The organism is Aeromonas salmonicida, from assembly GCF_028355655.1.
Lineage (GTDB): Bacteria > Pseudomonadota > Gammaproteobacteria > Enterobacterales > Aeromonadaceae > Aeromonas > Aeromonas salmonicida.
The window spans coordinates 2641890-2664707 of record NZ_CP110645.1 but is presented as its reverse complement, the minus strand read 5'-3'; the positions used below and the strand labels follow the sequence as shown (position 1 = coordinate 2664707).

The window sequence follows — 22818 nt, the reverse complement described above, 5'->3', positions numbered from 1 at the left end:
TAGGAACGGAACACCAATAAAAACAGCAGCAAGGATGTGAAAAATGACGCTAAAACAGAAAATTCTGTTGTTGGGAGCCGTCCCCGTGCTCCTGATGGCTCTGGTCGTCAACCTCAGCAATTACATGATCTCCAAGAGCGATCTCGAAGCCGATCTGATCGTTGCGCGGGAGAATGCGATCAAGGAGCGCAAGGCGCTGCTCAGCAGCTATCTGATGCTCGCCAAGACGGCTGTCGACACTGTCTACAACCAGCCAGATACCCCGGAAGTGCGCAAGCAGGTAGCCGAAATATTGCGGCCGCTGCGCTACAGCAGCGATGGCTATTTCTTCGTTTACGACTTTCAGGGCAATACCGTCTTGTTGCCGACCCGTCCCGAGATGGAGGGCAAGAACCGTTGGCAGGACAAGGATGCCAAGGGCAAGCTGCTTATCCAGGAGATCGTCAAAGCCGCCCGTCAGGGAGATGGTTTCTCCGAATACTGGACCGCCAAGCCTTCTATCGGGCGGGATGCGCCCAAGCTTTCCTTCAACCTGGTGCTCGACAAATATGAGTGGATTATCGGCACCGGCTTTTATATCGACGACATCGACAACGAGCTGGCGGCGCTGCGCACCGAGCGCGAGAACAACATGCACGACTCCCTGCAGAGCAGTGTGCTGCTGATCCTGGTGATACTGGGCATCACCCTGGTGGCGACAGTGGTGATAGGCAACCGGGTTACCCGGCCGCTGGCAGATGCAGTTCAGGCACTTAATGACATCGCAGACGGTGAGGGGGATTTGACCCAGCGCCTCAAGGTGCAGAGCAATGATGAAATTGGCCAGCTGGCCACGGCGTTCAACCGCTTTGTCGAGCGGATCCAGTCGGTGGTGAGCCAGGTGGGGGAAACCAGCAACCATCTGTTCAGTGCCGTGGAGAAGTTGCACAGCTTGAGCGAACACTATGATCATCAGATGCAGGGCCACAGCAGAGAGACGGATCAGGTGGTCACCGCCGTGACCGAGATGAGCTCCACCGCGCAGGAAGTGGCGGCCAGTGCCTCCAACGCGGCGACGGCCACCAGCGATGCGGCACGGGAGTCCGACGCTGCCCGTGGCGTGGTGGGCACCGCCATCAACAGCATCAACCGGCTGGTGGGGGAGGTGCATACCGCCTCCGGGGTCATCGAGCAGCTGGCCCATGAAACCGGCAAGATTGGCTCTGTGGTGGAGGTCATTCGCGGCATTGCAGAGCAGACCAACCTGCTGGCGCTCAACGCCGCCATCGAAGCAGCCCGGGCTGGTGAGCAGGGGCGCGGCTTTGCGGTCGTTGCGGACGAAGTGCGCTCCCTGGCGGGCCGAACCCAGCAGAGCACCAAGGAGATCAACGAGATGCTTCAACGGCTGCAAAGTGGCGTCAAACAGGCGGTAGACGTGATGCAGGCCAGCGAGGAGCGCAGCCAGGAGACGGTACAGGAGGCAAGCCATATCGCCACCTCACTCGACAGCATGGTGATGGCGGTCAGCACCATCAACGACATGAATATCCAGATTGCCACCGCCGCCGAGGAGCAGCATGCGGTGTCGGAGGAGATCAACAAGAACCTGGTGGCCATCCAGCAGATCGTCAGCGAGCTGACCGATGCGGCTGTGGAGTCCAACAGCACCACCCGCGACCTGGCCAGCACGGGTGACAAATTGCGTAAACTCGTCTCCCAATTCCGTTATTGATCGCATTTTTGCCGTCTGGACGTCATTTCCAGACGGCAAATTTGGGGATCGGCAGAGAATGTGGGAAAATTGCCGCCATCCGTTCCTTTCGTTAACCCGTACCCTATGAATGAGATCGTGAAAGGCAGTATCGATTTGATCCGTCAGCTCAACTATGGCCTGGTCTACGCCAGCCTGGAGGAGCACAAGGAGCTGTCCCGTACCGATCTGTCCCGTTTGACCGGCCTCTCTCCGGCCAGCATCACCAAGATCACTCGTGAACTGCTTGATGGCGGTCTGGTGGTGACCTGTGGCGAAAGCTCGGTGGGGCGTGGTCGCCGTCAGACCCTGCTGCGCATCAACGAACGCCGCTTCCAGTTTCTCTCCATGCGCCTCGGCCGTGGCTATGTGGACATGGCCCTGTTCGATTTGGCCGGTCGTTCTCTCGCCCGTCATCGTCATACTTTCAGCGAAGCGGAACGTGCCGATCTGCTGGCCAGTCTGGTGCGAGCCATTGAGGGTTTCCTGCCAAAGAAGGCGTTGCGCCTTGCCTGTATCGCCCTCTGTCTGCCCGGGCAGGTGGAGCGTCACTCCGGCATGGTGAAACATTTCCCCTTCTATGATCTGCGCAACTGGCCACTTGGTCCGACCCTGCAACAGGCGTTCGAGGTATCCGTGCTGGTCAGTGGCGATGTGCGCACCTGGATCCAGGCCGAGCGCGAGTGGGGTGCCGCCAAAAATTGTGCCGATGCTGTGCTGGTGTTCGTCCACAACGACATAGGTGTCGGCATGGTGGTCAACGGTCAGCTCATCGAGAGCGAGTCAGCCCTGCTCGGCGATCTCAGCCACCTGCAGCTCGAACCCTACGGCCAGCGCTGCTACTGCGGCGGCTTTGGCTGCGCCTGTACCCTGGTGACCAATCAGGCGCTGGAGGCACAATACCGGGATCTGCGCGAGCGTATGCAGGAGTATGATTTGCCGGAGAGTGTCACCATCCGCGAGTTGTGCGAGCTGGCGTTGGCGGGCAACAGCCTGTGTCAGGACATTCTCCATCAGGCGGCCGGTCGTCTCTCCCGGGTGCTATCCAACCTCATCTGTCTGCTCAATCCGGGCAAGCTGCTGCTGGGGGGGGAAATAACCCGCGCCGATCGGCTGCTGTTCCCCATGCTGCACCAGTCTCTGGCCAGCCAGTTGCCGGCCGAATACCTGGTGCGGCTGCAGATCGAATCCACCCATTTCTACGAAGATCCCACCAAGCCCACCTCGGTACAGGTGCACAAGGCACTGCGCGATGGCAGCCTGCTGCTCGACTTGTTGCGAGGCGACAAGGAGGCATGACACTCGGGTTGCAAGGACGCTTCCTGCTCATGCTCTGTCTGGTCAGTCTGCTGCAACTGGTGTTGCTGAGCGGGGCCAGTTACTACTACGTTTCCGAGCAGCGCTACCAGGAGGTAGGCGATCAGGCCCTTGACGTGGCGCGGCTGGTGGCCCGTGAGCCGGGTGTCATTGCCGGTGTGAAGCGGGGGGACACAGCCCGGCTCAATGTGCTGGTTGAGCGGATCCGCGCCGAAGTCGGTGCCAGTTACATCGTCATTGGTGACAGCAAGGCGCGGCGGCTGGTGCACCCCAATGCGGATCGCATCGGCCAGCCCATGGTGGGGGACGATCCTGCCCGAGCCCTGCAAGGAGAAGCCTATATTTCCCGTGCCCAGGGGTCGCTCGGTGTCTCGGTGCGCGGCAAGGGGCCGATCCGCAACGAGATGGGACAGGTCATCGGCGTGGTGTCGGTCGGTTATCTGGTGCGCGACATAGACGCAGATCTACAGGATTTTCTGCGCTTTGGTCTGGCGATGACCCTGCTTATCGTCTTGCTCAACAGCGCCGCTGCCGCCTGGCTGGCGCGGCGCTACAAGCGGGCCATCCTGGGGTTCGAACCCGAGCAGATCGGGCGCCTCTATGCCGAGCTGGATTGCACCCTGCGTACCGTACGCGAGGGGATCCTCACCATAGATGAGCAAGGCAGGCTTACCTCCCTCAACCCGAATGGCATCCGGCTGCTGCGCCTCGATGAGCAGGCGGCGAGGGCGGCCCTCGGCCAACCCGTCACCCAACTGTTGCCTGAAAGCCGCATGCTCTCTCTCATTCAGGATCCGCGCCCCCAGTTTGATGAAGAGATAGTGCTCAACGGCCAGCAGCTCATCGTCAACCGGCTGCCGTTGGTGCGGGACGGCAAGCTGATCGGCGCCGTATCGAGCTTTCGCCGCAAGGATGAGCTGGCCGAACTCAGTGCCCAGCTCTCCCAGGTACAGGCATACAGTGACCTGCTACGGGTACAGACCCACGAACACAACAACCAGCTCGGCACCATAGCCGGCATGATAGAACTGGGTGCTACCCAGGAGGCGCTCGCCTTCATCGGACGGGAAGCTGCTACCGAACAAACCTTGCTCAGCTTTTTGATGGGAGCCATTGCCAAGCCAAAGGTGGCAGGGCTGTTGCTTGGCAAGTATCACAGGGCCCACGAGCTGGGGCTGGTGTTGGTGGTGGACCCAGACTCTCGTCTGCACGACATTCCCCTTCGTGTGAGCGGTTCCCAGCTGGTGACACTGCTGGGCAATCTCATCGAGAATGCCTTTGAGGCGACCCGTCGCCACGGTGCGCCTTACCAGCCGATCCGGGTCTCGTTGAGCGATCTCGGCCAGGATCTCATCCTGGAGGTGGAGGACGGAGCCGGCGGCATAGATCCTGCCCTGGCAGACAGGTTGTTCGAGCGCGGGGTCAGCAGCAAGGTCGAGCCCGGTCACGGTATCGGCCTTGCTCTGGTGCGCAAGACGCTGGATGCCCTGCAGGGGACCATCACCATAGAAGCCACGGCGCAGGGAAGTTGCGTCGTCTGTTACATTCCCAAGGAGGTGTGAGTGATCAAGATCCTGATCGTCGAAGATGATCCGGCCATCGCCGAGATCCACCGCCGCTTCGTTCAGCGGCTGGCGGGCTTCGAGGTGCTGGGGGTGGCGCTCACCCTGTTTGATGCCAGAGAGCAGATTGGCATCCTCAAACCCGATCTGGTGTTGCTGGATGTGTGGTTGCCCGACGGAGAGGGTTTTGCCCTGCTGCGTGAACTGCGTCAGGCCGGGGCCTGCCTGGATGTCATCCTGCTCACTGCCGCGCGGGAGGCGACCGCCTTGCAGGAGGCGATGCGGCTCGGGGTGGTGGATTTCATCCTCAAACCTGTGGTGTTCGAACGATTGCGGGATACCCTCGACAACTATTGCCAGAGCCGTGCCGCGCTGGCGGCGCTGGCTGACATCGATCAGCAGGCGGTGGATGCCCTGTTCGGTACTCCGCTGCAGCAGGTGGCGGCCGGCGGCCTGCCCAAAGGGATAGACGCGCTTACGCTGCAACGGGTATTGGCGGCGCTGACGGGGGTGGGAGCCAGTGCCGAGGAGATAGGCAACCGGGTGGGGGTGAGCCGCACCACGGCGCGCCGTTATCTGGAGTTTCTGGTGGGCCAGCAGCTGGCGAGCCCTGAGCTGGAATACGGCACTGTCGGGCGGCCGGAGCGCCGCTATCAGGCAATACAAAAGCGCCAACACTGACGCATCAGCATGCTACACATCATCTTTGATGTCATAAAAAGAGCGCCTTTGGGCGCTCTTTTACATTGCAAGCTCATGGGGATCAGGTCAGCTCCGAGTGCAGCGTTTCCACTGGCGCCCTGCGAGCCTGCCACCACTGCCAGACCGGCAACAGCAGCATCACCAGGGTGACCAGCGTGAAGCCGAGGGTGATGGGTCGCTCCCACAGGAAGCTTAGTGAACCGTCGTTGATGACCAGAGCCCGGCGCAGGTTGTCCTCCAGCATGCCCCCCAGAATGAAACCGAGCAGCATGGGAGCCATGGGGAAGTCCAGCAGGCGCAGGCCGATGGCGATCAGCGCCACCAGCACCATCACATAGATGTCCATGGTGTTGAACGAGACCAGGTAGACCCCGATCAGCGAGAACAGCAATACCATGGGAATGAGCACGGGACGCGGTACTTGCAGGATCTTGGCCAGATAGGGAATGAGCGGCAGGTTGAGGATCAGCAACACCACGTTGCCCAGATACATGGAGATGATCACCGACCAGAAGACGTCCGGGTGCTCCATGAAGAGGCGAGGGCCCGGCTGAATGCCATAGGCGATGAGCGCCCCCAGCATCAGTGCCGTGGTGCCCGAGCCCGGGATCCCCAGAGTCAGCAGGGGCACGAAGGCACCACTGGAAGCCGCATTGTTGGCCGCTTCCGGCGCGGCAATGCCGGTCAGGCTGCCCTTGCCGAACTCATCCCGCTTCGCTTTGCGAGAGAAATTTCGCTCGGCACCATAGGCCATGAAAGAGGCGATGGTGGCGCCGGCACCCGGCAGCACGCCGATGAGAAAACCCAGCACAGAGGAGCGCACTATGGGTGGGGCTATCTCTTTTACTTCTGCCTTGCTCAGCTTGAGAGATCCGAGTTGCTGGATCTTGTTCGCCTCCTCGTCACGGGAATCTTTGCCCGGGCGCAGTACCGTCATCAGGATCTCTGCCAGGGCGAAGGTGGCCATGGCCAGCAGCAGGAAGGAAAAGCCATCGCGCAAGTCCGGCAGGCCGAAGGTGAATCTGTCCACCCCGACGCTGCGATCGATGCCGACGGTAGAGAGCATGATGCCAAACAGCGCCATGATCAGCGCCTTGAGTACCTGTCCCTTGCCGGCGAAGGCGGCCACGGCAGAGAGTCCCAGTACCATGAGGGCGAAGTAGTCCGCCGACTGGAAGGAGAGGGAGACCTTGGCGAGCAGCGGAGCCGCCACCATCAGGAAGATGGCCGACAGAGTGCCGCCGGTGAAGGAGGCGTAGGCCGCGATGGCCAGCGCCTTGCCGGCCTGGCCCTTGCAGGCCAGGGGATAGCCGTCGATGGCGGTGATCATGCTGGCCGAGCAACCCGGTGTGTTGATCAGAATGGAGGAGGTGGAGCCCCCGAACATGGAGCCGTAGTAGACCCCGGCCATCAAGATGATGCCGGAGGCCGGATCCAGCCCGTAGGTGATGGGGATCATCAGGGCGATGGCGGTGACCGGGCCCAGCCCCGGCAGCATGCCGATGAAGGTGCCGACGAAGCAGCCTACTATCACCATGAAGATGTTGATGGGCATCATGGCGGTGCCCAGGCCTTGCAAGATTCCGTCTAACATGTGATTTCCTTATCCCAGCAAGTAGGTGAACAGCCGACCCGGTTCGAGGTAGACATTGAGCACCTTGGTCAACAGAGCCCAGAAAATGAGGGTGAAGGGCGCACTCACCTTGCAGGCGAAGGAGAGGCTCCGCTCGCCCATCAAGCGGATCCCGCCGATGAGGAACAGGGTGGTGGCGATGACAAAGCCGAGCCAGCCGAGGGCCACCCCATAGATCAGCATCAGCAGCAGCAAGGCAAATACCAGCCGCCAGTTACCGGCTTCTTTATGCAGTCTCTCTCCGCCAGGGAAACAGATCAGCAGCAGGGAGAGCAGGGCGCCGACGCCTGACAGGGCATAGGGCAAGGTGCTGGCGGTAAAGGGTTCATACTCGTCCCCGGGATAACCGGGGATCAGGGTGGCGTGATAGCCATAGGCGAGGGAGAGCAGCAAAAACAGCAGCCCCCCGAGCCGCTCCTTGGTCATGTGCATAACGGTGACTCCAATGGGCGGGCCTCGCCCGCCACTGAGGGATTATTTGATGAAGCCGAGCTCACGCATCAGGCTGCCGATTTGCTGCTCCTGGCTGTTGAGAAAGGCGGTGAATTCGGGACCGGACTGGTAGAGATTGGTCCAGCTGTTGCGGGCGCGGACCACTTCCCACTCCGGCTTGTCATACATCTGCTTGAGCAGGGCGGCAAACTCGGCGGATTTTTGCGCACTGACAGTGGGGGAGGCAAAGTAGCCACGCCAGTTGGCAAAGACAGTCGGATTGCCTTGCTCACTAAAGGTCGGGATCTGGCTGGCATCCGGCATCCGCTCGGGTGCCGTGACACCGAGGATCCGCATCTGGCCGGATTTGACCGCCTCCATTGCTTCGCCAAAACCGGTGGAGAGCACCTGTGTCTCTCCCGCCAGCACTGCCGCCATGGCGCTGCCGCCCGCATCATAGGCCACATAGCGCAGCTTGCTGGCATCTGCCCCTCCATTCTTGAAGGTCATGGCCGCCACCAGGTGATCCAGGCTGCCACGGGCGGATCCGCCGGCTATCTTCACCTTGGCAGGGTTGGCTTCATAGGCCGCCAACAGTTGGGACCAGTTCTGATAGGGCGAGTCCAGCGGTACGGCCAGTGCCTGATAATCGGCAATAATGGCGGCGACCGGCGTGAGATCCCGGAAGGACTGCGGCAACTCCTTGGAGAGGGATTTGACGATGATGGGGGTGGAGTTGACCATCAGCGTCTTGTCGGACTGGGCCGAGGTCTCGATCAGGTGGGCGATGGCCTTGGCGCCACCACCGGCCGAGATGTTCTGATAGGAGGCGGTGGTGATGAGGCCGGACTTGGTCAGTGCCTCGCCGGTACCCCGGGCCGTGTTGTCCCAACCACCGCCGGCACCGCCCGGGATCAGAAAGTGGATTTCATCTATTTTAGCCTGTACGCCGAGGCTGGCGCCAAGCAGGCAGCAGAGCAGGGTGCGCTTGAGGGTTCCTTGCAACATGATGTACTCCTTGTGGTTGTTGCAAAGAGGTTAATTAATCGTATCTGGTTGGAGAACAATCTGGCCGTAATGGCTATTAAGGCTGTTCTGGTCATTTTGTGCATTTTGGTCATGAGCAGACGTTTTGTTGCTGAAAGATGGCTTGATGTCGCGTTGGCAAGAAGCTGGAGGTAAAAAAACATCAGGCTCCCCATGTGAAAAGTGGGGAGCCTGGTTCGTGCTGGCCGCGGCTTGGTCGCCGCTATGTTTTTGTCGCGGAGGAAACCTTGTTACCGATGGTCTCCTGCTGTTTGATGGTTTCAGTGGCCTGCTGTTTGAGCTGCAACTGCTCCATCACCAGCTTGTAGGCGATGTAGTACTTGTAGATGTTGCCCACGTAGGTCACTGTTTCTGGCCCTATTTTCTCGGCCGCCACATACTCGACGTTATGAAACCAGATGTTGGGATCCAGTCCCCGTTTCTTGGCCTCTGTCCGCAGTCGTGCCACCCGTGCAGGGCCGGCATTGTAGGAAGCAAATGAAAACAAGGCCTTGTCGAGGGCCGTCATGGGCTCGTCGGCGTAGTAGTGATCGATCATCCAGCGCATGTATTTGACGCCACCGTGGATGTTGGGTTCGAGCTGGCGAATGTCGCCTACCTTCAGACCTTTGCCGGTGGCGGGCATGATCTGCATGATGCCGATGGCGCCGACCGGGCTGCGCGCCTTGTGGTTGAGTGCCGACTCCTGATAGCCCTGAGCCGCGATCAGCAGCCAGTCCACATCGAAACGATCGCCGTACTGGCGAAACAGATCTACCAGCTGCAGGAATTTCTTGCGCTCAGTCTCGGCGGCAGCGCTCTTGACGAATTTGTTCTGCTTGAGGTAACGGGCCAGGATGTCCTCTCCTGTGGCCTTGCCCCGCTGGGCTGCTATCTGCTCGTTGAGCATGGCGAGCAACTTGGGACTCTCTTTGCGTACTGCCCAGGCGATGACCCCCCCTTCACGGAATGCGGGTTGTTCGTGGATCTGGATGGCGGGAAAAATCTTCTTCCAGAAACGAGCCTTGTGCTCATCCATGACGATGAAGGGCAGCAGGCCAGCATTGACCATCTCCACCAGGTCCTCATCTTCCAGAGATTCCGGTGCCGGCTTGATGTCGATGAGCGGCTCTCCCGCGGCTTTGCGGGCCTGGTTATAGGCGATGAGGCTCTCGAAGTAACTTGAAGAGGGGCGCACATGGACAGTTTGGCCGCCGAGTTCGGCGACACTCTCCACCCTGGGTGAGTGAGGCCCCGAGATCAGCAGTTCCCGCACGTTTTCCAATAAGGGATTGGTAAACGCCACGCCCTGTCTTTTGCGCTGATCCGTGATGGTGAGGTTGGCTGCCGCTATGTCACCTTTGCCGTCGATCAGGGCTTGCAGCAGGGCTTCACGGGCAACCGGAATGAAGACGAACTGCAGCTTGAGGTGGCGCTTGATGGCCTTCTGTTTGCGCAGCTGATCGTTGAGCCGTTTTTCTACCTGCATGAAAGCATCGTAGGTTACGCCCCGTTGGACCCCTTTGTTGATGAAGTAGCCGGTCTTGTTGTAGGTGGTGAGAACCCGGATGGTACGTCGCGCCAGCATGTCATCGAGGTCACCCAACCGAGGGCGGGACAGTTCCTCTGCGCTAAATGCCAGGGACGCCGGCACTTCGTCGGGCGCTGCCGTCGGTTCAGCCGCCGTAGCTGGCGCCAGGCAGCACAGCATCCAGCCCAGAATGATCCATAACCTTTTCATGATGAGTACCTCACTCTTTTCATTGAGTGTAAGTGGCAGGCAAGGGGCTACTTAGCTCATTGAGTTTGGTGCAACGTGTCAGATAGTACCATTGGCTCTATTTTGTGGTGCCGCAGCCGTCTCGTGCGAGATAGTCAAGAATACCTGTTGGGGCAGAGGTGTGATGCGGATGGCTGCGGGCACGAGATGTCGCGGGATCTGTCAGGGGACAGGGAATGGGGAAGCCGTGAAATTGAAATATAGAAGGGGAGCCATAACGGCTCCCCTTCTATTGCAGCAAATCCGATGTGGCGTTAGAACCAGAAGCCGATGATGAAGGACCCCGCCAGGGTCAACATGACGTTGGCAACCGCATAGGTGCCCGCATAACCAAGCGCCGGAATGGAGCTGTTGGCCGCTTCGTTCACCACGTCCATGGCCGGGGCGCAGGTGCGGGCACCCGTGATGGCGCCCAGCAGCAGTGCCGGGTTCATCTTCAACACCCAGACCCCGAACAGATAGCCCACCAGTACCGGCAAGGTGGTCACCAGCATGCCGGAGAAGAGCACCACGGCACCGACCTGGCTCAGGTGATCCAGAATGCCGCCACCGGCTTTCAGACCCGTGCTCACCATGAAGACGGCAAGCCCCAGATCCTTGGCCAGACGCAATGCCCCGGGCGGCACATAGCCGACTGTGGGGTGGTTGGCGCGCAGGTAGCCCATCAGGATCCCTGCCAGCAGCAGGCCGACGGCGTTGCCCAGACCAAACTCGAGCTGGCCGAATACCAGGGAGACGGAGCCAATCAGCAGGCCCAGCACGAAGAAGGTGGTGAAGGCGACCAGATCCGTGGTCTGGCTGTGGATACTGATAAAGCCGATCTTGTTGGCCAGCAGCTTGACCCGCTGCTTCTCGCCGCTGATCTGCAGCACGTCACCCTTTTGCAGCATGATGTTGCGATCAAACGGCATCTCTATCTGGGACCGTACCACCCGGTTGAGGAAGCAGCCTTTCTCGGTGAGGTTGAGCTCCACCAGATGGCGCCCGACTACCCCATCGTTTTTCACCACTATCTCTTCGGTAACTATTTGAAGATCTAGCAGGTTACGGTCGAACACCTCTTTACCGTTGCGGTAATTGACGTCGAGTTTCTCGTGGCTTTCCGGATAGCCTACCAGGGCGATCTCGTCCCCTTCCTGGATGACGGCATCACCATCCGGGCTTGCCAGTATGCCGTTGCGGCGGATCCGCTCCACATAGCAGCCGGTGTGGGGATAGATACCGGTTTCCCGCAGGGTACGACCACCAATCCAGGCTGCTAGCTCGGGGCCGACCCGATAGGCGCGGATGATGGGGAGGTAGGTTTTACGGCTTTCGTTGTCCGACAGTCCACGTTCACGGGCGATCTTCTGCGCTTCTGTGCTCAAATCCAGCCTAGCCAGTGAAGGCAGGTAGCGCACCACCAGCATCAGGCCTACCAAACCGACCAGATAGGTCAGCGCATAGCCAATGCCCATGTTGTCGAGCACGGACTGCATGTCTGTCTTGTGAGGCAGGTTGAGCAGTCCGCTGCGCAGGGCATCCTGCGCACCAACCAAGGCCGGGGTTGAGGTGAGCGAGCCCGCCAGGATCCCAGCGGCCATGCCTGGCCCCAGGTTGAAGAACTTGGCCAGCCCCACTGTCAGCAGCAGCGCCGTCAGCAGGATCACCAGAGTGAGGGTGATGTAGTGAATGCCGTCCCGCAGGAAGACGCTGAAAAAGTGCGGCCCCGCTTCTATCCCCACGCAGAAAATGAACAGCATGAAGCCGACGTTCTCCGTGGTGGCGGTGAACTCGAAACCCATCTGGCCGAACAGCAGGGCGGTAAACAGCACGCCTATGGTGTTGCCAATCTGGAAATTGCCGAGCCTGACTTTGCCGAGCAACAGGCCGAAGGCCAGTACCACGAACAGCAGCAGGGAGTCGCTTTGATGTAACAGTGTCACGAAATCTATGGTCATGCCCGGAAAAACCGAGGAAAAAAGTGGGGCCGATATTGTGCCGGATCCCTTACCAATAAAGAAGCGCCAAAGGAGGATTAATCGGTAGCAAGCTGCCTTGCTGCCCCTTGGTTGAGGGAAAACACGGGGCAACCAGGAAGATCCGCTCTATTTCGCGCTGTCAGCCCCGCTGTCAATTAGTGATTCCTGCTATCTGTGATCCTTGTCCGCATGACCGGCTTGAAAATTTATTCCCTGCTGTTTGGAAGAGTCGTTTCGCTGTTTTTCAGCATATCTGACTGAAGAGCGGGGGTTGAGCCAGGAACCGGTTCAAGGGGCAGGTACGGATGCTGACCCACTGCTCGCGGGATAGCGAAAAGATATCTGGAAAAGGCATCTGATGGCCGGTGTTTCGACCCATTTGGGGGGGCACTCAAAAACAGCAGAAAATGAGGTTGGGAAGAGAAATCGGAGCCGGTCGATGGCAATGGCCTGCCAAGCTAGGCAGTGACTGGGTTTGACTGACTTACCCACAGATTCTGTGGATAACCCTGTGTGTGAAACTTGGCAATCAGGCTACAGGCCGCGCCAATACTGGGTTGCAAGGGCTGTTCAAAAAATACCGGAATAAAAATGTTTCTATAAAAATCAGATAGTTAGACGCAACAGAACAAAACGCTGCTGGCATGGAAAGGGAGAAAAATGGGGGATGTCACCGCAGTGAGCGGCTTGTGCATTAAAATCGGCAGAGGAAAGCACTAAAGTGGATAACTTGCACCGAGATGGTGAGGAATTGGCTCCCCCGACTGGACTTGAACCAGTGACATACGGATTAACAGTCCGCCGTTCTACCGACTGAACTACGGGGGAACATCAGGCAAGGAGGGGCATCATACAGAGGTCGCTTTTTGAGGTCAATAGCCGCTTGGGCAGGAGAGTGGATACCCAGGCCACCCCAACTCGGAGTACACTTCTTCCTTGCCGTTTTTTGCCGGGAGTCGTCATGAGCAAGTTATTTCAGTTGGCCAGCCAGTTTCAACCTGCAGGGGATCAGCCAGAGGCGATCGCCCGTCTGCTTGATGGCATCGAATCCGGCCTGGCCCATCAGACCCTGCTCGGGGTGACAGGTTCGGGCAAGACCTTCACCATGGCCAACGTGATCGCGACCCTGAACCGCCCCACCATGATCATGGCCCCCAACAAGACGCTGGCTGCCCAGCTCTATGGCGAGATGAAGGAGTTTTTCCCCGAGAATGCGGTGGAGTATTTCGTCTCCTATTACGACTACTACCAGCCCGAGGCTTATGTACCGACCACGGACACCTTCATCGAGAAGGATGCTTCCATCAACGATCACATCGAGCAGATGCGGTTGTCGGCCACCAAGGCGCTACTGGAGCGGCGTGACGTCATCATAGTCGCGTCCGTGTCGGCCATCTATGGTCTGGGGGACCCCCAGGCTTACCTCAGCATGATGCTGCACCTCAAAGTCGGGGACGTGATCAACCAGCGGGATATATTGCGTCGTCTCGCCGAGCTGCAATACACCCGCAATGACATGGCATTCCAGCGCGGTACCTTTCGGGTGAGGGGAGAGGTGATCGACATCTACCCCGCCGAGTCGGACAAGCTGGCGCTGCGCGTGGAGCTGTTTGATGAAGAGGTGGAGCGGCTCTCCCAATTCGATCCCCTGACCGGTGCCATCGAACAGACGGTGGTGCGCTACACCATCTATCCCAAGACCCATTATGCCACCCCGCGCGAAACCATTCTGGGTGCCATTGAGCATATAAAGGAGGAGTTGAAAAGCCGCCGGGAACAGCTGCTGTCTCTCAACAAGCTGGTGGAGGAGCAGCGCATCAGCCAGCGCACCCAGTTCGACATGGAGATGATGCAAGAGCTGGGCTACTGCTCCGGTATCGAGAACTACAGCCGCTACCTCTCCGGTCGTGCACCGGGGGAGCCGCCGCCCACCCTGTTTGACTACCTGCCAGGGGATGGCCTGCTCATCATCGACGAATCCCACGTGACGGTGCCGCAGATCGGCGCCATGTTCAAAGGGGACAGATCCCGCAAGGAGACGCTGGTGGAGTACGGCTTTCGTCTGCCCTCGGCACTCGACAACCGGCCCCTCAAGTTCGATGAGTTCGAGGCCCTGATGCCGCAGACGGTGTTTGTCTCGGCTACCCCTGGTCCCTACGAGCTGGGTAAATCCGGCGATGACGTGGTGCAGCAGGTAGTGCGCCCGACCGGTTTGCTCGATCCCGAGATAGAGGTGCGCCCGGTGACCACCCAGGTGGACGATCTGCTCTCCGAGATCCGGCTGCGGGTCGCGGTGGAGGAGCGGGTGCTGGTGACGACCCTCACCAAGCGGATGTCGGAGGATTTGACCGAATATCTGGCGGATCATGACGTTAGAGTGCGCTACCTGCACTCGGATATCGATACCGTAGAGCGGGTGGAGATCATTCGCGATCTGCGCCTCGGCAAGTTTGACGTGCTGGTGGGTATCAACCTGCTGCGAGAGGGGCTCGACATGCCGGAGGTCTCTCTGGTGGCCATCCTGGATGCGGACAAAGAGGGCTTCCTGCGCTCCACTCGCTCCCTCATTCAGACCATTGGCCGCGCCGCCCGCAACCTCAACGGCAAGGTGATCCTGTACGGGGATTCCATCACCAACTCCATGAGGGTGGCCATCGAGGAGACGGAGCGCCGTCGGACCCTGCAGCATGCTCACAACCTCGAACACGGCATCACCCCCAAAGGGCTCAACAAGTCGGTGGGGGATGTGATGGACATGGGAGGCAGCCGTAGTGCAGGCAAGGCGGGCAGGGGAGGTCGCAAGGCAGCCGAGCCACAAGGGGAGTACCATGTTCGCTCCGCCAGCGAGATAGCCAAAGAGATCAAGCGGATGGAAGAGCAGATGTTCCAGCACGCGCGGGATCTGGAGTTCGAGCAGGCAGCCGCGCTGCGAGACCAGATCCAGCGGCTGCGCCACGAGTTGATCGAGAGTTGAACAATAAGCCGAACGGCAAACGCTGGCTCATCTGGCGGCGCATGCGCCGTCTCTATCAGGACTTCCGCCATCCTGCCACTCCCTGGTGGGCCAAGGGGCTGGTGATCCTCATACTGCTGTATGGCCTCAGCCCGGTAGATCTCATCCCCGATGTGGTCCCCCTGCTTGGCTGGTGTGATGACCTGACCCTGCTGCTGCTTTTATTGTGGGGATGGGAGAAGTGCCTGCCCGAACATGTCAGGCTGACACTGGATAAACGAGACTGAATCAGTTTCCCCCTTAATCAGGGGTGAACAGGTGTTGGTTATTTATGATTTTTCGGATAAAAAGGGAATCGATTGAGTTTCGCCTTTCGTTGATTAAAAAGAGCTCTATGGGAAGATTGTGACCCTGAATGCATTGGCGTAGACTCCACGCCGTTCACTTCATGAGTATGAAAAAATGGATCTGATCCTGTTTGCGATTGACTTTATTCTGCACGTTGACGTGCATTTGAGAGAACTTTTTGAAAACTATGGCGTCTGGGTTTATGCCATCCTGTTCCTGATCATCTTCTGCGAGACAGGGCTTGTGGTCACTCCCTTCCTGCCGGGTGACTCACTGCTGTTTGCTGCCGGTGCCCTCACAGTGGGCAGTGTGCTGGATGTTCATACCCTGGCGGCCCTGCTGATCATCGCTGCCGTGCTGGGCAACGTGGTCAACTACACCATTGGCCACTTCTTCGGCGAGCAGCTGTTCCGCAACCCTGAATCCAAAATCTTCCGTCGGGATTATCTGGACAAGACTCACGCTTTTTACGACCGCCATGGTGGCAAGACCATTATCATCACCCGTTTCCTGCCAATCGTGCGCACCTTTGCTCCCTTCGTTGCAGGCATGGGTGCCATGACCTATCCGCGCTTCCTGGTATTCAACCTGGTGGGGGGGCTGCTGTGGGTTATTTCCTTCGTGTATGCCGGCCACTTCTTTGGCAACTTGCCCGTGGTGCGTCAAAACTTTACGCTGCTCATTTTCGGCATCATCTTTATTTCACTGTTGCCCATGGTCATCGGCATGGCAAGGGCCAGGATGCACGCCAGCAAGGCCGCATCCTGATCGGCGCGTCGCTGACGAGCAGGTCATGGAAATGGGAGCCACTGGCTCCCATTTTTACTGTGTATACACTGGTTCAGCCGCATGGGTGCCCCCTGAGCCGGTTGCTGATAGCCAGGATCACAAACGCCAGAGGCAGGCGGAAAAGATGGTATTCAGCCCCATAAAAAAGGGAGCCAATGGCTCCTTTTTTATGCTTGTTACTCTGCATTAGCTGCAGCACCGTCCCTTGACCAGATTGCCGATGGTCACGACCACAAACACCAGCAGGTAGGCGGCGAAGATGGCGACAAGCCACTGAGGCATGGAGAAGCTCAGGAATTGCCAGCTGATCTCGCTGCAATCTCCATCCGGAAAGAATAGCCAGGGCAGCCACTGATCGAGAGGAGCCCAGCTGGGGAAGTCGGCAAAAGGGCTGCAGACGTTGAATGGGGAAGGATTCATCTGATAATCCACGTGCTTCAGTGCCAGCTGAAGGCCACGGAAGGCACTGTAGCCCCAGAGCAAGAGGGCACTCCAGCGGAGATACCACTTCTCTGGCGCTATCATGCCGAGCAATCCTGCCGAGAGCACCCCCAGGATGGCGAGGCGCTCGTACACACACATGACACATGGGTGCAGACCCAGCACATATTGGAAGAAGAGGGCACTCAACTCAAGGAACAAAGCGGACGCGGCAAGCAGACCCCATGCCAGTCGATGGGCGGCAATACGACGCAGGAACTCAATCATCTGGTTGATCTCACAGAAAAAACAGTGGCTGAATTAGAGCAGAGCAGGGGATAAAAAGAAAGGTGCTGTCCCAATCCCGCATGGTGAGACGAATCCATTGTTTGTTGTAAGGCCCATCCTGGGGTAGGTAATTGCTTTGAAGACCGTGCCTAACCGTCAAGTTGAGCGGATACCAGATCCAACATGTGAACAAGTAGCACCGTCAGTTGAAAGCACGGATGGAGTGATGCTATGTAGTGGCACCCATGGCCTGAGAAATTGTCTGGATTAGCGCAGGATGCTGGAACGTTACTGAAAGAGGGGGAATATAAGGCATTGTTTGTATGCGGTGCCCCATACAACAGATAATTGGGAATAGCTAAAAGAAAGGGCCCCTGCGGGGCCCTTGGTCTTTAGTGCAGAGCAGGCAATACAGCGGGGGCACCGCTGTGAGGCAGAAGCCACCCGGCCTGATAAAACCACTCGGTGGCAGGACCGAGCAGCAGCTCTACCGAGAAGAAACCGACCAGACCCAGCACCAGGGTGTAAGGCAGCGCCATCCACACCATACGACCATAGGAGAGCCGCAACAGGGGGGCCAGCGCCGAGGTGAGCATAAACAGGAAAGCCGCCTGGCCATTCGGGGTGGCGACCGAGGGCAGGTTGGTGCCGGTATTGATGGCGACCGCCAACAGATCGAACTGTTCGCGATTAATGGCATTGTTGAGCAGTGCTGTTTTCACCTCGTTGATGTAGACAGTGCCGACGAAGACGTTGTCACTGACCATGGAGAGCAGGCCGTTTGCCAGATAGAAGAGGGCGAGTTGATCATCCGGTTCTGCAGCCAGTACCCACTGGATCACGGGCCGGAACAACTGTTGATCGATGATCACGGCGACCACACTGAAGAAGACGGCAAGCAGGGCAGTGAAGGGCAGAGCTTCCTGAAAGGCCTTGCCCAGAGAGTGTTCGTCGTTGATGCCGGTCAACGAGGTAGCCAGCACTATGACCGACAGCCCGATCAACCCCACGGCCGCAAGGTGCATGGCGAGACCCAAGATCAACCAGATGGCTATCACTGCCTGCACGATCAGCTTGGCCTTGTCCTGCGGGGAGCGCCCGGCTTCCTCGTAACGGTTGTAATCTTCCATGATGTGACGCACGGCATCCGGCAACTTTGCGCCATAGCCAAACCAGCGGCACTTTTCCACCAGAATACAGGTGAGCAAGCCACAGATGAAAACGGGGATGGTCACTGGTGCCATGCGAATGGCAAACTCGCCGAAGCTCCAACCGGCCTGCTCACCAATGATCAGGTTTTGTGGCTCACCCACCAGAGTGCAGACACCTCCCAGCGCCGTTCCGATGGCGGCATGCATCATCAAGCTGCGCAGGAAAGCGCGAAAATCGTCCAGGTGTTGGCGACTGAGTTCGTGAACAGAGTGATCGTCGGTGTGATCATGTTGATGGCCAAACTCCTTGCCGGAGGAGACCTTGTGGTAGATGGCATAGAAACCGGTCGCCACACTGATCACTACCGCGATCACGGTCAGGGCGTCGAGGAAGGCTGACAGAAAGGCAGACACCAGGCAGAATGCCAGAGATAGCAAGGTCTTGGAGTGGATCCGGATCAGCAGTTTGGTAAACACATAGAGCAGCAACTGCTTCATGAAGTAAATACCTGCCACCATAAACACCAGCAGCAGCAGCACTTCAATGTTGGCTACCAGTTCATGTTTGACTTGTTCTGCGGAAGTCATGCCAATGAGCACTGCTTCAATGGCCAGCAGGCCACCAGGTTGCAACGGATAGCATTTGAGCGCCATGGCCAGGGTGAAGATGAATTCGACGACCAGCAGCCAACCGGCAGCAAAGGGATCGAGATAAAAGGCGATCGGATTGATCACCAGAAATAACAGAATTGCGCTCTTGTACCACTTTGGCGCATTACCCAAAAAGTTCTTGGCAAATGCGTTCCCTAAGCTGATTGGCATAATAATGGGTCTCTGTTTTGTTGTTGATTTCTGCGTCTATGCAGTCGAGGCTAGCTCGACCCAAACATCCGGATGCTGTCCCATATCAGATTGATTCTTCATGATTTTAATCAAAAAGAGCTTTAACTATAAATAACATAGTGCCCCTTGCCCAAGATAATGTCTGTTTTATCTACAGACAGTGGGGCTGGTTGGCACCCATCTCGATATTTAATACATTTATTTAACATCAGGTTCTACTTATGTGAGCAGAGGACTGACCTTCTGCTTGCCAGCCTTTCCTGCTTTGCTATTATTCGTGGGCCTTTTTACGCACTACAACAGAGTCACTACATGGTCATAAAAGCGCAGAGCCCTGCAGGGTTTGCCGAGGAATACATCATCGAGTCCATCTGGAACAATCGCTTTCCTCCAGGATCCATACTGCCGGCCGAGCGTGAGCTGTCCGAGCTTATCGGGGTGACTCGTACTACCTTGCGCGAAGTGCTTCAGCGTCTGGCCCGTGATGGCTGGCTCACCATCCAACATGGCAAGCCGACCAAGGTAAACAATTTCTGGGAGACCTCGGGTCTCAACATCCTGGAAACCCTGGCCCGCCTGGATCAGGACAAAGTACCGGATCTGGTGGCCCAGCTGCTGTCGGCCCGCACCAATATCTGCACCATCTTCATACGTGGCGCTATCCGCAATAATCCGGAGCAAGCCGCAGAGATACTGCGCGGTGCCAATGCGGTAGATAGCACCCCAGAAGCGTACGCGGAGTTTGATTATCGTCTGCATCACCAGCTCTCCTTTGCCTCCGGCAATCCCATCTATGCCCTCATCCTCAATGGTTTCAAGGGATTGTATAGCCGGGTCGGGCGTTACTACTTCTCTGACAAGCAAGCTCGTGAAACGGCGGATGCCTACTACAAGACCTTGCTGGGGCTGGCCGAGACCAAGAATCATGAAGCCGTGTTCATGACAGTACGTCAGTACGGTATCGAGTCTGGCAAGCTGTGGACCCGTCTGCGTCAGGATATGCCGAGCAATCTGTGTGACAACTGATTGTTGATGCATAAAAAAACGCGCCAGATGGCGCGTTTTTTTATGGTGGAAAGTGGCCTCAGAGCGGTTTTTTATCAGGACAGCGACCGATAATGTCGGCAGGCAAGTCGCCGTTATCCTGCTCCAGTACCACATCAAATCCCCACAGCTGGTGCAGATGCTTGAGCACCTCGTGGCGTGAATCCCCAAGAGGGATCCGGTTGTGCGGCACATAGCGCAGGGTCAATGAGCGATCTCCCTTCACCGCTACGTTATAGACCTGAATATTGGGCTCCAGGTTGCTCAAGTTGTATTGAGCTGACAGGGTATTGCGTACCAGCCGATAACCCTCCTCATTGTGAATGGCAGATACCTTGAGATAATTCTTCAAGTCATCATCGTCGATGGCAAACAGCTTCATTTCCCGCATCACCTTGGGACTGAGGAACTGACTGATGAAGCTCTCGTCCTTGAAGTTCTGCATGGCAAAATGCAGGGTATCGACCCAGTTGGTGCCGGCATAATCGGGGAACCAGTATCTGTCCTCCTCGGTCGGGTTTTCACAGATGCGGCGCAGATCGGTGAACATGGCAAAGCCAAGGGCGTAGGGGTTGATCCCCGAGTAGTAGCGGCTGTTGTAGGGGGGCTGGTACACCACGTTGGTGTGGCTGTGCAGCACCTCTATCATGAAACGATCGCTGATCTTGCCCTCGTCATACAGGTGGTTGAGGATGGTGTAGTGCCAGAAGGTGGCCCAGCCTTCATTCATCACCTGAGTCTGTTTCTGCGGGTAGAAGTACTGACTGATCTTGCGCACTATACGCACTATCTCGCGCTGCCAGGGTTCGAGCAGAGGGGCATTCTTCTCGATGAAGTAGAGAATGTTCTCCTGGGGCTCGGCCGGGTAGCGTCTGTCTTCAACGCCGGAGGCCTTGTGCTGCTTGGGCAGGGTGCGCCACAGCTCGTTCACCTGAGTCTGCAGATAATCTTCCCGTGCCTTCTGGCGGCGCTTCTCCTCTGCCAGCGAGATCTTCTGGGGCCGCTTGTAACGGTCCACTCCGAAGTTCATCAGGGCATGACAGGAGTCGATCAACTTTTCCACCGCATCGATGCCGTGTTTCTCTTCGCACTCTGTGATGTAGTTCTTGGCAAACAGCAGATAGTCGATGATGGAGGAGGCATCGGTCCAGGTTTTGAACAGATAGTTGTTTTTGAAAAAAGAGTTGTGACCATAACAGGCGTGCGCCATGACCAGCGCCTGCATCGGCATCGTGTTCTCCTCCATCAGGTAAGCGATGCAGGGATCCGAGTTGATGACGATCTCATAGGCCAGTCCCATCTGACCGCGCTTGTAGTTGCGCTCGGTGTGGATGAAGCGTTTGCCAAATGACCAGTGTTGATAGCCGATGGGCATACCGACACTGGAGTAGGCATCCATCATCTGCTCGGCGGTGATCACCTCGATCTGATTGGGGTAGGTATCCAGTCGATAAAACCTGGCGACCCGGGCTATCTCCTGATGATAAGTCTCCAGCAGATCGAAGTTCCAATCCGGGCCATCGTCCAGTGGCGGTATTTTTCTTGCGGTTTCTACCATATGATCTCCCTCACGCCGCTTGCTTCTTGAACAGCTCCCGGAATACCGGATAAATATCCTCAACCTTGCGAATGTGCTCCATCGCGAAGTGAGGGAACTGGCTGGCCACCGACTCGTACTCGTGCCACAGGGTCTGGTGGGCGCGGGTGGTGATCTCTATATAGGAGTAGTACCGCACCCGCGGCATGATATCCCGGGTCAGGATCTCCCGGCATTGCGGCGAATCATCAGCCCAGTTGTCACCATCGGACGCTTGCGCCGCATAGATGTTCCACTGGTTAGCCGGGTAACGCTCGTTGATGATGTCGTTCATCATCTTGAGTGCGCTGGAGACTATGGTGCCGCCGGTCTCCTGGGAGTAGAAAAACTCGTGCTCGTCCACTTCCTTGGCCTGGGTGTGATGGCGAATGTAGACCACTTCTACGTTCTTGTAGGTCCGGCTCAGGAACAGGTAGAGCAGGATATAGAAGCGCTTTGCCATCTCCTTGGTGGCCTGATCCATGGAACCCGACACGTCCATCAGGCAGAACATCACCGCCTGGCTGGACGGCACGGGCCGTTTGACAAAGTTGTTGAACTTGAGATCGAAGGTGTCGATGAAGGGCACAGCTGAGATCCGCCGTTTCAGCTCTCGGATCTCCTTCTCAAGCAGGGCGATTTCGGTGAAATGCTCGTTGGGATCGGTTGCCAGCAGAGCCATCCTCTCTTCCAGTTCATGCAACTGGCGTTTCTTGCCGGCTTGCAGTGCCATACGCCGCGCCAGCGAGTTTTGCAGAGAACGCACCACGTTGATATTGGCTGGCACCCCGTTGGAGGTGTAACCCGCCCGGTAGGTCTTCATCTCCATTAACTGGTTGAGCTGGGTTTTCTGCAAGCGGGGCAGCTCCAGATCTTCAAACAGCAGATCCAGATACTCATCCTTGGAGATCTGGAACACGAAGTCATCTTCGCCTTCCCCCTGATTGGATGCCTGACCTTCGCCCGCCCCCTGACCACCGCCCCCTCCTTTGGGACGGTCAATCTTGTCACCGGAGACGAACTGGTCATTGCCGGGATGCACCATTTCCCGCTTACCACCTTGCCCCTGATGGAAATGGGGTTCGCCTATATCCTTGGTCGGTATGCTGATGCTCTCGCCCTTGTCCACGTCCTGAATGCTGCGCTTGGAGACAGCATCCGAGACCGCTTGTTTTATTTGCTTCTTGTAGCGGCGGATGAAGCGCTGCCGATTGACAGCGCTTTTGTTTTTGCCGTTGAGCCTGCGGTCGATAAAATGCGCCAT

Annotated in this window: 17 protein-coding genes and 1 tRNA gene; 8 read left to right on the top strand and 10 right to left on the bottom strand. The window is 57.7% G+C overall.

What is annotated here, in order from left to right:
• Positions 1-43 precede the first annotated feature (43 nt).
• The 4 genes from ONZ54_RS12670 (at position 44) to ONZ54_RS12655 (ending at position 5289) form a co-directional block, all read left to right on the top strand.
• Positions 44-1711 carry a methyl-accepting chemotaxis protein gene (locus ONZ54_RS12670; protein ID WP_058394472.1) on the top strand — a complete coding sequence of 556 codons (1668 nt, stop codon included), beginning with the start codon at positions 44-46 and terminating at the stop codon, positions 1709-1711.
• 105 nt (positions 1712-1816) lie between these two features.
• A complete protein-coding gene (locus ONZ54_RS12665) occupies positions 1817-3028 on the top strand; it encodes an ROK family transcriptional regulator (protein ID WP_271786321.1) in 1212 nt (403 codons plus the stop codon).
• A complete protein-coding gene (locus ONZ54_RS12660) occupies positions 3025-4608 on the top strand; it encodes an ATP-binding protein (protein ID WP_271786320.1) in 1584 nt (527 codons plus the stop codon). Before ONZ54_RS12665 ends, ONZ54_RS12660 begins: the two co-directional genes overlap by 4 nt.
• Complete coding sequence (locus tag ONZ54_RS12655; RefSeq protein ID WP_059167529.1) at positions 4609-5289, top strand: response regulator; 681 nt, start codon at positions 4609-4611, stop codon at positions 5287-5289.
• Between the two features lie 82 nt (positions 5290-5371).
• On the opposite strand, the gene ONZ54_RS12650 is transcribed toward ONZ54_RS12655, so the two are convergent.
• The 6 genes from ONZ54_RS12650 to ONZ54_RS12625 all read right to left on the bottom strand — a co-directional run bounded on the left by ONZ54_RS12650 (position 5372) and on the right by ONZ54_RS12625 (position 12970).
• Positions 5372-6904, bottom strand: a complete 1533-nt coding sequence (locus tag ONZ54_RS12650) for a tripartite tricarboxylate transporter permease (RefSeq protein WP_271786319.1) — start codon at positions 6902-6904, stop codon at positions 5372-5374.
• A gap of 9 nt (positions 6905-6913) precedes the next feature.
• Positions 6914-7375, bottom strand: coding sequence for a tripartite tricarboxylate transporter TctB family protein (locus ONZ54_RS12645; RefSeq protein WP_058394467.1), 462 nt, complete (start codon positions 7373-7375; stop codon positions 6914-6916).
• Positions 7376-7417: 42 nt separating this feature from the next.
• Positions 7418-8383, bottom strand: coding sequence for a tripartite tricarboxylate transporter substrate binding protein (locus ONZ54_RS12640; protein WP_265430991.1), 966 nt, complete (start codon positions 8381-8383; stop codon positions 7418-7420).
• 241 nt (positions 8384-8624) lie between these two features.
• On the bottom strand, positions 8625-10142 hold the full coding sequence (locus tag ONZ54_RS12635; protein ID WP_058394465.1) for an MltF family protein: 1518 nt from the start codon (positions 10140-10142) through the stop codon (positions 8625-8627).
• Between the two features lie 293 nt (positions 10143-10435).
• A complete protein-coding gene (locus tag ONZ54_RS12630) occupies positions 10436-12121 on the bottom strand; it encodes an aspartate:alanine antiporter (RefSeq protein ID WP_011898784.1) in 1686 nt (561 codons plus the stop codon).
• Positions 12122-12894: 773 nt separating this feature from the next.
• Positions 12895-12970, bottom strand: a tRNA-Asn gene (locus tag ONZ54_RS12625).
• Between the two features lie 133 nt (positions 12971-13103).
• Between ONZ54_RS12625 and uvrB the strand changes: the two genes are divergently transcribed.
• From uvrB to ONZ54_RS12610, 3 genes are all read left to right on the top strand, one after another.
• On the top strand, positions 13104-15116 hold the full coding sequence (gene uvrB / locus ONZ54_RS12620) for an excinuclease ABC subunit UvrB (RefSeq protein ID WP_125606855.1): 2013 nt from the start codon (positions 13104-13106) through the stop codon (positions 15114-15116).
• A 41-nt stretch (positions 15117-15157) separates the two neighbouring features.
• Positions 15158-15382, top strand: coding sequence for a YkvA family protein (locus tag ONZ54_RS12615; RefSeq protein WP_271788283.1), 225 nt, complete (start codon positions 15158-15160; stop codon positions 15380-15382).
• Between the two features lie 175 nt (positions 15383-15557).
• A complete protein-coding gene (locus ONZ54_RS12610; RefSeq protein ID WP_005310994.1) occupies positions 15558-16211 on the top strand; it encodes a DedA family protein in 654 nt (217 codons plus the stop codon).
• 207 nt (positions 16212-16418) lie between these two features.
• Here the strand turns inward: ONZ54_RS12610 and dsbB are convergent, their stop codons facing one another.
• Both dsbB and nhaB read right to left on the bottom strand, forming a co-directional pair.
• Positions 16419-16940 (bottom strand): disulfide bond formation protein DsbB, encoded by a 522-nt coding sequence (gene dsbB, locus ONZ54_RS12605; RefSeq protein WP_125599965.1) that lies wholly within the window; start codon positions 16938-16940, stop codon positions 16419-16421.
• A gap of 392 nt (positions 16941-17332) precedes the next feature.
• Positions 17333-18913 carry a Na(+)/H(+) antiporter NhaB gene (nhaB, locus tag ONZ54_RS12600; protein ID WP_005310998.1) on the bottom strand — a complete coding sequence of 527 codons (1581 nt, stop codon included), beginning with the start codon at positions 18911-18913 and terminating at the stop codon, positions 17333-17335.
• 333 nt (positions 18914-19246) lie between these two features.
• Here nhaB and fadR point away from each other — a divergent pair, with 333 nt between their 5' ends.
• Entirely contained in the window at positions 19247-19960 is a 714-nt protein-coding gene (fadR, locus tag ONZ54_RS12595; protein ID WP_042869993.1) for a fatty acid metabolism transcriptional regulator FadR, read from the top strand.
• Positions 19961-20018: 58 nt separating this feature from the next.
• Here the strand turns inward: fadR and ONZ54_RS12590 are convergent, their stop codons facing one another.
• On the bottom strand, positions 20019-21536 hold the full coding sequence (locus ONZ54_RS12590) for a SpoVR family protein (RefSeq protein ID WP_005311011.1): 1518 nt from the start codon (positions 21534-21536) through the stop codon (positions 20019-20021).
• 10 nt (positions 21537-21546) lie between these two features.
• Entirely contained in the window at positions 21547-22818 is a 1272-nt protein-coding gene (locus ONZ54_RS12585) for a YeaH/YhbH family protein (protein ID WP_271786318.1), read from the bottom strand.

Coding starts and splice junctions, on each gene's coding strand:
- ONZ54_RS12585 (WP_271786318.1), bottom strand. CDS start 22,818: ATGGCGCATTTTATCGACCGCAGGCTCAACGGCAAAAACAAAAGCGCT.
- ONZ54_RS12640 (WP_265430991.1), bottom strand. CDS start 8,383: ATGTTGCAAGGAACCCTCAAGCGCACCCTGCTCTGCTGCCTGCTTGGC.
- ONZ54_RS12635 (WP_058394465.1), bottom strand. CDS start 10,142: ATGAAAAGGTTATGGATCATTCTGGGCTGGATGCTGTGCTGCCTGGCG.
- ONZ54_RS12650 (WP_271786319.1), bottom strand. CDS start 6,904: ATGTTAGACGGAATCTTGCAAGGCCTGGGCACCGCCATGATGCCCATC.
- ONZ54_RS12615 (WP_271788283.1), top strand. CDS start 15,158: ATGCGCCGTCTCTATCAGGACTTCCGCCATCCTGCCACTCCCTGGTGG.
- ONZ54_RS12670 (WP_058394472.1), top strand. CDS start 44: ATGACGCTAAAACAGAAAATTCTGTTGTTGGGAGCCGTCCCCGTGCTC.
- dsbB (WP_125599965.1), bottom strand. CDS start 16,940: ATGATTGAGTTCCTGCGTCGTATTGCCGCCCATCGACTGGCATGGGGT.
- fadR (WP_042869993.1), top strand. CDS start 19,247: ATGGTCATAAAAGCGCAGAGCCCTGCAGGGTTTGCCGAGGAATACATC.
- ONZ54_RS12630 (WP_011898784.1), bottom strand. CDS start 12,121: ATGACCATAGATTTCGTGACACTGTTACATCAAAGCGACTCCCTGCTG.
- uvrB (WP_125606855.1), top strand. CDS start 13,104: ATGAGCAAGTTATTTCAGTTGGCCAGCCAGTTTCAACCTGCAGGGGAT.
- ONZ54_RS12590 (WP_005311011.1), bottom strand. CDS start 21,536: ATGGTAGAAACCGCAAGAAAAATACCGCCACTGGACGATGGCCCGGAT.
- ONZ54_RS12645 (WP_058394467.1), bottom strand. CDS start 7,375: ATGCACATGACCAAGGAGCGGCTCGGGGGGCTGCTGTTTTTGCTGCTC.
- ONZ54_RS12665 (WP_271786321.1), top strand. CDS start 1,817: ATGAATGAGATCGTGAAAGGCAGTATCGATTTGATCCGTCAGCTCAAC.
- ONZ54_RS12610 (WP_005310994.1), top strand. CDS start 15,558: ATGGATCTGATCCTGTTTGCGATTGACTTTATTCTGCACGTTGACGTG.
- nhaB (WP_005310998.1), bottom strand. CDS start 18,913: ATGCCAATCAGCTTAGGGAACGCATTTGCCAAGAACTTTTTGGGTAAT.
- ONZ54_RS12660 (WP_271786320.1), top strand. CDS start 3,025: ATGACACTCGGGTTGCAAGGACGCTTCCTGCTCATGCTCTGTCTGGTC.